9 protein-coding genes are annotated in these 13630 nt (G+C 71.3%); 7 read left to right on the forward strand and 2 right to left on the reverse strand.

Going from position 1 to position 13630, the window contains the following annotated elements:
* The first annotated feature begins 2 nt into the window (after positions 1 to 2).
* The 4 genes from P6166_RS12550 (at position 3) to P6166_RS12565 (ending at position 3325) form a co-directional block, all read left to right on the forward strand.
* Positions 3 to 1262, forward strand: a complete 1260-nt coding sequence (locus P6166_RS12550; RefSeq protein ID WP_277764798.1) for a cytochrome bc complex cytochrome b subunit — start codon at positions 3 to 5, stop codon at positions 1260 to 1262.
* On the forward strand, positions 1255 to 2004 hold the full coding sequence (locus P6166_RS12555; protein WP_277764799.1) for a cytochrome c1: 750 nt from the start codon (positions 1255 to 1257) through the stop codon (positions 2002 to 2004). Before P6166_RS12550 ends, P6166_RS12555 begins: the two co-directional genes overlap by 8 nt.
* A 164-nt stretch (positions 2005 to 2168) precedes the next feature.
* Positions 2169 to 2804, forward strand: coding sequence for a glutathione S-transferase N-terminal domain-containing protein (locus P6166_RS12560; protein ID WP_130318077.1), 636 nt, complete (start codon positions 2169 to 2171; stop codon positions 2802 to 2804).
* Between the two features lie 77 nt (positions 2805 to 2881).
* The gene (locus P6166_RS12565) at positions 2882 to 3325 is read left to right on the forward strand and encodes a ClpXP protease specificity-enhancing factor (RefSeq protein WP_277764800.1); all 444 of its coding nucleotides are present in this window, start codon (positions 2882 to 2884) and stop codon (positions 3323 to 3325) included.
* Positions 3326 to 3452: 127 nt separating this feature from the next.
* On the opposite strand, the gene P6166_RS12570 is transcribed toward P6166_RS12565, so the two are convergent.
* Positions 3453 to 3791 (reverse strand): DUF3301 domain-containing protein, encoded by a 339-nt coding sequence (locus P6166_RS12570; RefSeq protein WP_277764801.1) that lies wholly within the window; start codon positions 3789 to 3791, stop codon positions 3453 to 3455.
* Positions 3792 to 3950: 159 nt separating this feature from the next.
* Between P6166_RS12570 and P6166_RS12575 the strand changes: the two genes are divergently transcribed.
* The 3 genes from P6166_RS12575 (at position 3951) to P6166_RS12585 (ending at position 12909) form a co-directional block, all read left to right on the forward strand.
* On the forward strand, positions 3951 to 8264 hold the full coding sequence (locus P6166_RS12575) for a DEAD/DEAH box helicase (RefSeq protein WP_277764802.1): 4314 nt from the start codon (positions 3951 to 3953) through the stop codon (positions 8262 to 8264).
* Positions 8265 to 8515: 251 nt separating this feature from the next.
* Positions 8516 to 11212, forward strand: a complete 2697-nt coding sequence (locus tag P6166_RS12580; protein ID WP_277764803.1) for a serine/threonine-protein kinase — start codon at positions 8516 to 8518, stop codon at positions 11210 to 11212.
* Complete coding sequence (locus P6166_RS12585) at positions 11209 to 12909, forward strand: FHA domain-containing protein (RefSeq protein ID WP_277764804.1); 1701 nt, start codon at positions 11209 to 11211, stop codon at positions 12907 to 12909. The genes P6166_RS12580 and P6166_RS12585 overlap by 4 nt, the downstream gene beginning before the upstream one ends.
* Before the next feature lie 6 nt (positions 12910 to 12915).
* Here the strand turns inward: P6166_RS12585 and P6166_RS12590 are convergent, their stop codons facing one another.
* A complete protein-coding gene (locus P6166_RS12590; RefSeq protein WP_277764805.1) occupies positions 12916 to 13614 on the reverse strand; it encodes a prepilin-type N-terminal cleavage/methylation domain-containing protein in 699 nt (232 codons plus the stop codon).
* Positions 13615 to 13630 lie beyond the last annotated feature (16 nt).

Consider the following 13630-nt stretch of genomic DNA (forward strand, 5'->3'; position numbering starts at 1 on the left):
TCATGGCCAACATCCTTGTCCGTACCGCCAACGGGGTGTTCGACTGGGTCAACGCCCGCGCGCCCGGCTTGATGCCGGTCTACCGCAAGCACGTCAGCGAGTACTACGCGCCGAAGAACTTCAACGTCTGGTACTACTTCGGCTCGCTGGCGCTGGTCGTGCTGGTGAACCAGATCGTCACCGGCATCTTCCTGACGATGCACTACAAGACCAGCGCGGCCGAGGCGTTCTCCTCGATCGAATACATCATGCGCGACGTGGAGTGGGGCTGGCTGATCCGCTACATGCACAGCACCGGCGCCTCGCTGTTCTTCATCGTCGTCTACCTGCATATGTTCCGCGGGCTGATGTACGGCAGCTACCAGAAGCCGCGCGAACTGGTGTGGATCCTGGGCATGCTGATCTACCTGGTGCTGATGGCCGAAGCCTTCATGGGCTACGTGCTGCCGTGGGGCCAGATGTCGTTCTGGGGCGCGAAGGTGATCATCTCGCTGTTCGGCGCCATCCCGGTGATCGGCAACGGGCTCACCGAATGGATCATGGGCGACTACCTGCCCAGCGACGCCACGCTCAACCGCTTCTTCGCCCTGCATGTCATCGCGCTGCCGCTGGTGTTGCTGCTGCTGGTGGTGCTGCACCTGGGCGCGCTGCACGAGGTGGGCTCCAACAACCCGGACGGCGTGGAGATCAAGAAGGGGCCCAAGGGCAATCGCTGGTCGCCCAGCGCGCCGGCCGACGGCATCCCGTTCCACCCGTACTACACGGTCAAGGACATGGTGGGCGTGGGCTTCCTGCTGATCCTGGCGGCCTTCATCATCTTCTTCGCGCCGGGCTTCGGCGGGCTGTTCCTGGAGCACGACAACTTCACCGAGGCCAACCGCCTGGTCACCCCGGAGCACATCAAGCCGGTGTGGTACTACACGCCGTACTACGCGATGTTGCGCGTGGTGCCCAACAAGCTCGGCGGCGTGCTGGTGATGTTCTCGGCCATCGCGATCCTGTTCCTGGTGCCGTGGCTGGACAAGGCCAAGGTGCGCTCGATCCGCTACCGCGGCTGGATCTCCAAGGTGGCGCTGGGCGTGCTGGCGGTGTGCTTCGTGTGGCTGGGCATCATCGGCTCGGGCCCGGGCACCGACATCCACGAGACCTACATCGGGCGCGTGCTGACCTTCCTGTACTTCGCCTTCTTCATCACCATGCCGCTGTGGACCAAGCTGGACAAGACCAAGCCGGTGCCGGAACGGGTGACGACGCATGACTAAGACGCGATGGACCACCCGCCTGGCGCTGCTGGCGTCGGGCCTGCTGCTCAGCGCCGGTGCAATGGCCGCCGAAGGCGGTGCGCTGCTGCAGGCCGGCAACGACCTCGGCGACCAGGCCTCGCTGCAACGCGGCGCCAAGCTGTTCATGAACTACTGTTCGGGCTGCCACTCGCTGAAATACCTGCGCTACTCGCGCATGGCCAGCGACCTGGGGCTGAGCGAGGAAGAGGTGATGAACCACCTCAACTTCACCGGTGCCAAGATCGGCGACCACATCGAAGCCTCGATGCCCAAGGACGGCGCCACGCAGTGGTTCGGCAAGGCGCCGCCGGACCTGAGCCTGATCGCGCGCGTGCGCGGCGCGGATTGGCTGTACACCTACCAGAAGTCGTTCTATCCGGATCAGACGCGGCCGCTGGGCTGGAACAACAAGCTGTTCCCGAACGTGTCCATGCCCAACCCGCTGTGGGAACTGCAAGGCATCCAGCAGCCCGAGTACGGCGAGGCCGAAGCGCCGGGCATGGACAAGCCGGTGGTGGCGCTGAAGCTGGCCGCTCCCGGCAAGCTGAGCCCGGCCGAGTTCGACCATGCGGTGCGCGACATCACCAACTTCCTCGAGTACGCCGGCGAGCCAGCCGCGCTCAAGCGCCAGAGCATGGGCGTGTGGGTGGTGCTGTTCCTGGCCTTCCTGACCTTCCTGGCCTACCTGGTGAAGAAGGAATACTGGCGGGACGTGCATTGACCGACGCGGCGGCCCGCGCGGCCGCCGCGCCACAGGCTCCGAGGCGCAGCATCGCTATTGGCTTTTGTGACGGCTGATTGCACACTCGGGTCACGGGGCGACCACCGGCACTGGGTCGGCGGCGTCGTTGCGACCGGCGGATTCCGGTCGTTGGAGAGCCTTGAATGGCGACGAGTGTGCGTATGCGGAATACCTTGACCCTGTTTTCCTCCACCGACGATGTGCTGTGCCATCGCGTGCGCCTGGTGCTGGCCGCCAAGGGCGTCACCTATGACCTGGTGGCGGTGGACCCGCAGAATCCGCCCGAGGACCTGATCGACCTCAACCCGTACCACTCCGTGCCCACGCTGGTGGAGCGCGAGCTGGTGCTGTACGCGGCCTCGGTGGTCAGCGAATACCTGGACGAGCGCTACCCGCACCCGCCGCTGATGCCGGTCGATCCGCTCTCGCGCGCGCGCCTGCGCCTGGCGATGCTGCGCATCGAGCACGACTGGGTGCCGCAGGTGCAGGCGATCCAGCTGGGCAACAAGACCCAGGCCGAAGCCGGCCGCAAGCGCCTGAAGGAACTGCTCACCGCCTCGGTGCCGCTGTTCAAGGCGAGCAAGTTCTTCCTCAATCCGGAAATGAGCCTGGCCGATTGCGCGATGGCCCCGATCATCTGGCGCCTGCAGTCGCTGGACATCCCGCTGCCGAAGGACGGCAAGGCGATCGAGGACTACGGCAACCGCATCTTCCGCAACCCGGGCTTCATCCGCAGCTTGACCGACCAGGAAAAGAAACTGCGCGACATGCCGGTCTGAGGCCGCGCTGACCGGTACGGCGCGCGCGGTGCGGCCGGGGAGGCGCGCGCGTGGCGCGGGCGCGTAAACTGTCGCCCATGAGCGAAGACTTTCCCCGCATGACCAGCCACCGTCCGTACCTGTTGCGGGCCCTGGTGGAGTGGATCAACGACAACCAGATGACCCCCCACCTGCTGGTCGACGCCGGCTTGCCGGGCGTGCAGGTGCCGGCCGGCGCGGTGAAGGACGGCCGCGTCGTCCTCAATATCGCCGAGCGCGCCGTGGTGCGCCTGAGCATCGACAACGACGGCATCAGCTTCACCGCGCGCTTTGGCGGGGTGAGCTACCCGGTGCAGGTGCCGATGTCGGCCGTGCTGGCGGTGTACGCGCGCGAGACCGGGCAGGGCATGGCGCTGCCGGATGACCTGCCGGGGACCGGCGGTACGCAGGAAGAACTTGAAGGCGGCGCGGACGAACGCCCCGATCCCGAGGATACCCCGCCGCCGGCGGGCAAGCGGCCGCATCTGCGGGTCGTGAAATAGGTCACGAAGGTCGCCGTGGCAGGTGGGGCGTCAGCCCCGGCCAGCGGCCTCGGCGTCCTGGCGCGTGCGGTTTCGGAGGATTTCCGGTCGCCGCCGCGCGGGCGCCGGGACACCGGCGCCAATCCTTTCAGCTTTCCTCGTCGCGCGGGCGCAGCGGCGTCACCGTGGCCATCGCCGGCCCGGTGAAGGACACCAGTTCACCGCCGCGCAGCACCATCCGGCCGCTCTGGCGGTCCACGCCGTCGTGCGAATAGTCGAAGCGGAATGTGCGCTCCAGGCCGAGCCGGCCGTTCGGCAGGCGGCACACGCGCGTGCCGATGGCATGCACGCTCTGGTCCAGCCACTGCACGTCGGCGGCGCGGCAGGCATTTCGGCCCAGCGCCTCGGCGCGTTCGGCGGCGGCGCGGGCGGCATTCCACCAGGCAAAACCGGCGGCGCCGAGGATCATCAGCAGGATCAAGGTCATCGCCGCACTCTGCCAGCCGGCGCGTGCCCGCACAATCGGCCGGCGGCCCGCTGAACCGGTTCACCGCCCGCGGTTGGCGCGGGCCGCCGCCGACCCCATCTCAGGGCTTCCCCCCGCGCAGCGTTACGCTGCGCGCAGCCGCTCTTCGAGGCCCGCCCCATGCATCCGGTCCTGCGCCGCTTCCACCCGGTCACCGCCCGCTGGTTCCAGCGGCGCTTCGGTGCGCCCACCGCGGCGCAGGTCGAGGCGTGGCCGCGCATCCTCGACGGGCAGCACACGCTGGTGGCCGCGCCGACCGGCTCGGGCAAGACGCTCACCGCCTTCTTCGCCGCGATCGACGGCCTGCTGCGCGAGGGCGTGGCCCATGGGGGCGCGTTGCCGGACGAGACCCGCGTGGTCTACGTCTCGCCGCTGAAGGCGCTGTCCAACGATATCCACATAAACCTGGAAGCGCCGCTGCGCGGCATCGTCGAGGTGCTGGCCGAGGACGGCCTGCCGCCGGTGGAAATCCGCACCGCCGTGCGCACGGGAGACACCCCCCAGCGCGAGCGCGCCGCCGCACGCAAGCGCCCGCCGCACATCCTGGTGACCACGCCCGAATCGCTCTACGTGCTGCTGGGGTCTGCCTCCGGGCGAGAATCGCTGCGCCATGTGCGCAGCGTGATCGTCGACGAGATCCACGCCGTGGCCGCCGACAAGCGCGGCAGCCACCTGGCGCTGACGCTGGAACGCCTGCAGGCGCTCACCGGGCAGCCGCTGCAGCGGATCGGCCTGTCGGCCACGCAGAAGCCGATCGAGCGCGTGGCGCGGTTCCTGTCCGGTGCGGCGGGCGAGGAATGCGCCATCGTCGACATCGGCTACACGCGCGCGCGCGACCTGGCGCTGGGCCTGCCGCCCACGCCGTTGTCGGCGGTGATGTCCAACGACCAGTGGCAGCAGGTCTACGAGGAAGTCGCCACGCTGGCGCGCGGGCATCGCACCACGCTGGTGTTCGTCAACACGCGGCGCATGGCCGAGCGCGCGGCACGGCACCTGGGCGAGCGCCTGGGGCAAGATCGCGTGGCCGCCCACCACGGCAGCCTGTCGCGCGAGCTGCGCCTGGCCGCCGAGCGGCGCCTGAAGGCCGGCGAGCTGACCGTGCTGGTCGCCACCGCCTCGCTGGAGCTGGGCCTGGATATCGGCGATGTCGATCTCGTCGTGCAGCTCGGTTCGCCGCGCTCGATCGCCACGTTCCTGCAGCGCGCCGGGCGCTCGGGCCACGCGGTGGGCGGCACGCCCAAGGCGCGGCTGTTCCCGGCCTCGCGCGACGAGCTGGTCGAATGCGTCGCGCTGCTCGATGCCGTGCGCCGCGGTGAACTGGATGCGCTGCGCTTTCCCGATGCGCCCATCGACGTGCTGGCCCAGCAGATCGTGGCCGAGGTGGCCTGCCAGGATTGGGAGGAGGACGCCCTGTACGCGCTGGTGACGCGCGCCGCCCCGTACGCGGAACTTCCGCGCGCGCGCTTCGACGAAGTGGTGCGCATGCTCGCCGACGGCTTCAGCACCCGGCTCGGCCCGCGCGGCAGCTACCTGCACCGCGATGCGGTCAACCGCCGCCTGCACGCGCGGCGCGGCGCGCGCATGACCGCGCTCACCTCCGGCGGCAGCATTCCGGAGACCGGCGACTACACCGTCACGCTCGAACCGCAGGCCGAGCACATCGGTACGGTCAACGAGGATTTCGCGGTCGAAAGCCTGGCCGGCGACGTGTTCCAGCTCGGCAACGCCAGCTACCGCATCCTGCGCATCGAGCCGGGACGGCTGCGCGTGGAGGATGCCAAGGGCGCGCCGCCGAGCATCCCGTTCTGGCTGGGCGAGGCGCCCGGCCGCACCGACGAGCTTTCGCATGCCGTGGCACGGCTGCGCGAGGACATCGCCACGCGCCTGCCGCGCGATGGCCGCGAAGCCACCCACGCCTGGCTGCGCGAAGCGCTCGGCCTGGACGAGGAGGCCGCGCGCCAGTTGCTCGACTACCTGGGCCAGGCCTTCGCCGAGCTCGGCGCGCTGCCCACGCATGCGTGCATCGTGATGGAGCGTTTCTTCGACGACACCGGCGGCACCCAGCTGGTCATCCACTCCCCGTTCGGCAGCCGCATCAACCGCGCCTGGGGCCTGGCGCTGCGCAAGCGCTTCTGCCGCAACTTCAATTTCGAATTGCAGGCCGCCGCCACCGAGGACGCCATCGTGCTGTCGCTGTCCACCAGCCACAGCTTCGACCTGGTCGACGTCTCGCGCTACCTGCATTCCAGCTCCGCTGAGCACGTGCTGGTGCAGGCGCTGCTGGACGCGCCGCTGTTCGGCGTGCGCTGGCGCTGGAACGCCACCAACGCGCTGGCGCTGCCGCGCTTCACCGGCGGGCGCAAGGTGGCCCCGCAGCTGCAGCGGATGAAATCCGAAGACCTGCTGGCGACCGTGTTCCCCGACCAGGTCGCGTGCCTGGAGAACATCGTCGGCGAGCGCGAGGTGCCCGACCATCCGCTGGTCGCGCAGACGATGCACGATTGCCTGTACGAGGCGATGGATACCGAGGGGTGGCTGGGCGTGTTGCGGGGCCTGGAATCGGGCCGGATCCGCGTGGTCGCGCGCGACCTGGCCGCGCCTTCGCCGCTGGCGGCCGAGGCGCTCAACGCGCGCCCCTATGCCTTCCTCGACGATGCACCGCTGGAAGAGCGACGTACGCAGGCGGTGCAGACGCGGCGTTATCGCGATCCGGAAAGCGCCGACGATCTCGGCCGGCTGGATCCGGAGGCGATTGCGGCCGTGCGCGAGGAGGCCTGGCCGCAACCGCGCGATGTGGAGGAAATGCACGAAGCGCTCGCATCGCTCGGGGTGCTCCGCGCCGACGAGGCGGCGGCCGGCGAAGGCTGGCTCGACTGGCTGCAAGCGCTGGCGCGCGCCGGGCGTGCGAGTTGCCTGCGCGACGATGCCGCGGGCATCGCGCTGTGGGTGAGCGTGGAGCGCATCGAGACGATGGCGCCGTTGTATCCGGCCGCCACCGCGCGCCCGGTCTTGCGCGTGCCCGCCGACTGCCGCGTCGCCGATTGGCAGCGCGATGCCGCGCTGCGCGAGCTGGTGCGTGCGCGCCTGTCCGCCTGGGGCCCCACGCCGGCCGGCGTACTGGCGCAGGCGCTGCACCTGCCGGAGGCCGACATCCTCCAGGCGCTGCAGGCGCTGCGCGGCGAAGGCTATGTCATGGCTGGGCCCTTCAGCCCCGGGGCGACGCAGGAAGAGTGGTGCGAGCGCCACCTGCTGGCGCGGATTCATCGCTACACGCTCGGCCGCCTGCGCCGGGAGATCGAGCCGGTCGCCCCGCGCGACTACGCGCGTTTCCTGTTCCAGTGGCAGCGCCTGGAAGACACCGCGCGCGTCACCGGCCCGGAGGCGCTGGCCGGCGTGCTGGCGCAACTGGAAGGCTTCGAGGCCCCGGCCGCGGTGTGGGAAACCGAGCTGCTGCCCGCGCGCGTGCGCGACTACCAGCCAGACTGGCTGGACGAACTGTGCACCGCCGGCCGCGTCACCTGGCGCCGCCTGCGCCCCGCGCCCAATGCCCGCGGCGGCGGTGGCAGCCTGCGCGCCGCACCGGTGGTGCTGCTGCCGCGCCGCGAATCGGCGCGCTGGCAACGGGTCGCCGGTGGCGCGCAGGCCGACGACGCCGCGCTCGGTTCGCGCGCGCAGCGCGTGGTGGATTACCTGGACGCGAACGGCGCCAGCTTCTTCGACGAGATCGGCGATGCGCTGCACCTGATGTCCACCGAACTGGAGGACGCCTTGGCCGAAGGCGTGATGCGCGGGCGCCTGCATTGCGACAGCTATGCCGGCCTGCGCGCGCTGCTGGTACCGGCGTCCAAGCGCCCCTCGGCGCTGTCGCGCCAACGCCGGCGGCTGTCGCTGCACGGCATCCGCGATGCCGGCCGCTGGGCGCCGCTGCGCGCGCTGCCGGCAGTGGAGGACGCGCAACGCACGCACGACGCGGTGGAACACATCGCGCGCACCTTGCTGCGCCGCTACGGCGTGATCTGCTGGCGCCTGCTCGAACGCGAGGCCACGTGGCTGCCGCCGTGGCGCGAACTGCTGCGGGTGTACCAGCGCCTGGAAGCTCGCGGCGAAATCCGCGGCGGACGCTTCATCAGCGGGCTCTCCGGCGAGCAGTTCGCCTTGCCCGAAGCCATCGGGCTGCTGCGCGAGGTGCGCCGCGCCGCGCCCACGCAGCAGTGGACGTGCGTATCGGCGTGCGACCCGGCCAACCTGCTCGGCGGCGTGCTCGCCGGCGAGCGCGTGGCACGCGTGCCGGGCCATCGCGTGCTGTACCTGGACGGCCTGCCGGTCGCGGCCTGGGTGGCGGAGAAATTCGTCGTGTTGCAGCCGCTGGACGAGGCGCAGGAGCACCAGGCGCGGCTGCGGCTCGGCGCGCGGCCGCGCACCGCGCTGGCCTGAGCCGGGGCCCGGGCTCAGGCACCCTCGTGGTGCATGGCGCGGGCGATGGATGAACGCGTTGCCGATCGCCCCGCAGGCCAGGCCGGCGGAAGCGACGCAGCGCGCATTTTGCGGGCGGGGCGACCTCCCCGGCGCGCCGTGAGGCGTTAGACTCGGCGCGGGGAATCACCAGGGCACCGGAAGCCATGACGCTGAACGACGTCGGCCGGCCTGAAGAAGGCGGCGCCACGCGGGCTTTGTTTGAGGAATTGTTGACCGTTCCGTTGGCGCGGCAACGGCAGCGCCTGCGCGAGTTGACCACCGACCTGCGCACCATCGCGCTGGTCGAAGCCATGCTCGACCGCCACACCCGTTCGCTGCAGGCGGGCGCCGCGGCACCGCCGGAAACCGAGCTGCATGCCGGCGACCTGCTTGGCCCGTGGCGCCTGGTCGAACACCTGGCCAGTGGCGGCATGGGCACGGTGTTCCTCGCCGAACGCGCCGACGATCTCTACCACCAGCGCGTGGCGATCAAGCTGCTGCACGGCACCGCCGACGCCACCATCGCCGCGCGCATGGCCGCCGAGCGCCAGCTGTTGGCGCAACTGCAGCATCCGGGCATCGCGCGCCTGTACGACGGCGGCACCACGCCCGGCGGCCAGCCGTACCTGGTCATGGAATACGTGCAGGGTCTGCCGCTGGACCAGTATTGCCAAGCGCACGCGCTCGACCTGCCGGCGAGGCTGGCGCTGTTCCGGCGCATCTGCCGCGCGGTGGAGGCCGCGCACCGCCACCTTGTCGTGCATTGCGACCTCAAGCCGGCCAACGTGCTGGTGCGCGAGGACGGCGAGCCGGTGCTGCTGGACTTCGGCATCGCGCGCGCGCTCGGCGCCGGCGCCACCTCCGCCGATTTCTGCACGCCGGCCTATGCCAGCCCGGAACTGCTCGAAGGCCGGCCGATCAGCGTGGCCAGCGATGTCTACAGCCTGGGCGTGCTGCTGGTGGAACTGCTGGCCGATCGCCGCGTCGCGCGCGATGCGCAGGACCCGCGCGCGCTGCTGCCGCGCCCGAGCGTGCTCGGCGTCGCCGCGCCCTGGCATCGCCGCCTGGGCGGCGAGCTGGACGCGATCGCTGGCAAGGCCACCGCGCCCGAGCCGGGCGACCGCTACCGCGCCGTGGCCGCGCTGGAGGACGACATCGTCCGCTACCAGCAGCACCAGCGCGTGCTGGCGATGCCGGGCGGCCGGCTGTACCACGCGCGCAAGCTGCTGCGCCGGCGCTGGCGCGAAACCAGCGTGGCCACGTTGTTCGCCGTGCTCGCCGTGGGCTTCGTCTGGCGCCTGGGCGACGAGCGCGACCGCGCCGAATACTCGGCCGCCACCGCCCAGCAGGTCACCGAGCTGCTGCTCAATGCATTCAAGTACGCCGACCCCAAGATGGGCTCCGGGCACGACGGCGCTACCGCGCGCGACGTGCTCGATGCCGGCGCGCGCCAGCTCGAACAGAGCCAGGTCGAGGACCGCGCGGTGCATGCGCAGCTGCTCGCGGTGCTGGCCTCGGCATTCAACAACATCGGCCAGTCCAAGCGTGCCGAGCCGATGTTCCAGGCGGCGGTGGACGAATTCCTCGGCCCGCAGGTGCGCCGCCCGGACCTGGCCGCCAAGGCGATCAGCGATTGGTCGGTGATGCTGCGCAACGACGGCCGCAACGCCGATTCGGTCGCGTTGGCGCGGCGCGCGCTGGCGTTGCGCGAGTCGATCAAGGCGCCCCCGCTGGACATGGCCGACTCCTACAACACGCTCGGCCTGGCGTTGATCGATACCGACAACGACGCCGCCGGACGCGCGCTCCACCGCGCCTTGGCGCTGCGCCTGAAGGAGGCGGGCCGCGAGTCGCTGGCCACCAGTTCCACCTTGCACAACCTGGGCATGCTGGCCGGCCACAACGGCGAGTACGTCGAGTGCGAACAGCGCTACCGCGAGGCGCTGGCGATCGTGCGCCAGTTGGGGCAGACCTTCAACGCGCGCATGGCCACCTCGCTGTCGGGCCTGTCGATCTGCGTGCGCGAGCAGGGCCGCCTGCGCGAGGCCGCCACCTTGCAACAGGACCTGCTGGCGCTGACGCGCCAGCTGTATGGCGGCGGCTCGATGGTCGGCGGTGCGCTGGGCGAACTGGCCAGCACCCAGCACGACCTCGGCGACTGGCCGCAGGCGCGCGCGAACTACGAAGCGGCGATGCGCGAATCGGCCGCTTCCGATGGCGAGGACACCATCGATTACGCGATCAAGCTCAACAACCTCGCCTCGCTGGAAGAGGACAGCGGCGCGCTGGCCGATGCCGAGCGCGATTTCCGCAGCTCGCTGGCCATCCGCGCTGCCAACCTCGGTCCGGGCGACATCGCCGTGCTGCGCGCCAAGCTCAACCTCGCCCGCATCCTGCTGCGGCGAGGGCACATGGACGCTGCCGGCGCGCTGATCGAGCCGGCGTTCAAGGGCTGGCTGCAGCTGTATCCGGCCGAACACCCCGGCACGCTGGGACACCGGCTGCTGCGCGCCGACTGGTGGCTGCAGGCCGGCCGCGTGGCCGAAGCCTCGGTGGAGCTGGCCGACATCGGCCGCCACGTCGATGCGCTGAATCCGCGCAGGCTGGGCTACTGGTGCGAGCTCAACGCCATGCTCGCCGACACCGACCGCGCACACGCCACCGCGGTGCAGTGGCGTCGCCGCGCGCTGGATGCCCTGGCCGCCGAACTGGGCGCGGACCACGTCGAAACCGCCAAGCGCCGCTTGGGCTACGCGCAATCGCTGGCCGCCGCCGGCCAGGGCGAGCTGGCCAGCGCGCAGCTCGAACAGGCCGCGCGCGTGCTGTTGCCCCGGCTCGCGCCCGAAGCGCCGCAGCGCGACACCATCGACCGCCTGCGCCAACAGCTGGCGATCGCCACGCCCGCGCTGGCATCGACGCAGCGATGAACACCGCCGCACCCCGCGACCCGCTGCAGCTGTGCCTGCTCGGCGAGCGCGCGCTGCGGCGCGGCGCCGAATCGCTGGACGGGCTGATCCATTACCGCAAGGGCTGGGCGCTGCTGGGCTACCTGGCGGTGGAGCGCGCGCAGCCGCATTCGCGCGAGCACATCGCCCAGCTGCTGTGGCCGCAGCTGGCGCCCACCGCGGCGCGCACCAACCTGCGCCAGGTGCTGGCGAACCTCAAGCAGGCCCTGGACCTGCACGGCGCGGGCGACGCGCTGCAGGTGGACCGCGAGCAGGTCGCGCTGCTGCCCTCGCCGGCGCTGGAGATCGACGTGCAGGCGCTGGAAGCGGCCGCCGAGGGCTCCGGCAGCCTCGGGCTGGCCCAGGCCGACCTGCGCGCGCAGCGCTTCGCCGGCGAATTCCTGCAAGGACTGCAGCTGCCGGATTGCGCCGAGTTCGAGGAATGGCTGCAGCTGGCGCGGCGGCGCTTCGTCACCCTGGGCGAAAGCGCGTTGCAGCGGCTGTGCCAGCTGCAGGAGCTGGCCGGGCACCTGCCGCAGGCCGCCGACACCGCGCGCCGCCTGCTGGCGCTGGACGAATGGAACGAGGCGCACCTGCGCCAGCTGATGCGGCTGCTTGCCGGCGCCGGCGAATCCGCCCAGGCGCTGGCCGCGTGCGACCGCTTCGCCGCGCAGCTGCGCGAGGAACTGGACGCCGATATCGAAGACGACACGCGGGCCCTGCGCGAACGCATCGCGCGCGGCGAGGCGCTGCCCAGCCGCGAGCGCGGGGCCGGCGCCGAGGCCGGTGCGCGGCGCTGGATCAGCGTGGTGTACTGCGAAGTGCGCAGCCGCACCGACGAGACGCGGCGCGTGGATTGGGCGCTGGAAGTGCTCTCGCGGGTGGGCGAGCGCCTGCGCCGCGACGGCGGCTGGGTGCTGCCGGCCAGCGGACGCACGGTGATGGCCTGCTTCGACGACCGTCCGCTGGCGGGCGATTCCGCGTGGCAGGCGGCCTGCGCCGCCCACGGTGTGCGCGAGGCGTTCGGTCATGAGGTCGCCGTGGCGCTGTGCGCCGGGCTGGCGCGCATCGAAGCGCATGCCGGCGCGCCCACCGTGCTCGGCAATCCGGCCGAGTGGGCGCTGCGGCTGTGCCTGCAGGCACAACCCGGGCAGGTGGTGCTGTGCGAATCGATGCAGCGCCAGCTGCGCGGCCGCTTCGCCAGCGAGCCGTTGCCCGAGCGCGTGCTGCCGGGCTTGGGGCGTTCGTTGCGGGTGTGGGAACTGGGCGCCGCGCAGCAGGCCGAAGCCGCCGCGCAGCCGCCGCCCCTGGCGCCGGTCGAGGCGCCGGCGCCGGCAGGGCACGATCCGCACGTCACCCAGCGCGTCGCCTTGGCGGCCGGCAGCGCGCCGCGCCATGCGTGGCTGGAGATCGTGCAGGGGCAGGGACGCGGGCGTCGCGCCGCGGTGGCGGCTGCGCCGGTGGTGATCGGGCGCTCGGTCGATGCCGACCTGCAGGTCGCGCACGGCACCGTCTCGCGGCACCACTGCGCGGTGTGGCGTGACGGCGCGCGCTACCGCATCCGCGACATGGGCTCGACGAACCACACCCGCGTCAACGGCGCCATCGTGCAGGAAGCCGTGCTCGCCGACGGCGACCAGATCCAGCTGGGCGACAGCCTGCTGCGCTTCGCCTATTGAGCCGCGCTACTGGTCCATGCGCAGGTAGGCGTGCACTTCGGCCACCTGCGCGTCCGGGTCGTTGCTGCCGCCGTTGAGGCCGTCGGTTTCCTGCCGCGACCAGATCGCCGGCTGCGCGCTGGTGCTGGCCTGCTGGTCGATTTCGCGCAAGCGGCCATGGCGTGCGTCCACGCGCCCGTCGATGCGCTGGTCCAGCTGGTTGGCCAGTTCCGGGGTGAGCCCGCGCAGGCGCATGACGTTGCGCGCCCGCGCGCTGTAGCTGCCGACCGCACCGTAGGGCTCGGCCCACGATACGTTGCCGAAGCACACGCGCACTTCGTGCGGCTGGCCGTGGCTGTCCTGCGCCACGTAGCGGTCGCCCAGGCCCTCGCCGCGACCGGCCGGCACCTCGATGCCGCGCTGGAGCAGCGCGTTGAGCAGTTCGTTGCCGCACAGGAAGTTGCCGCTGCTGGCGTTGACGTAGCCGGTGGGGTTGTCGAAATCGTCGCCGGGCACGCCGCCGGTGCCGGCCACGTAGCGGTCGTAGGCCAGCACCCAAGCCTGCACGAAATCGCTGCCGAATCGCTCGGCCTGCGCACTGCGGTAGACATCGCGGCCCACCGACACCGCGCCGATCAGCAGGGCCACGATGACCAGTACCACCGACATCTCCACCAGGGTGAAGCCGTGGGCGCGGCGGGAGCGAGCGGAAACATGTGCGGGCATGAGCGGTTCCATGGGG

It is taken from the genome of Stenotrophomonas sp. HITSZ_GD, assembly GCF_029543105.1.
Lineage (GTDB): Bacteria > Pseudomonadota > Gammaproteobacteria > Xanthomonadales > Xanthomonadaceae > Stenotrophomonas_A.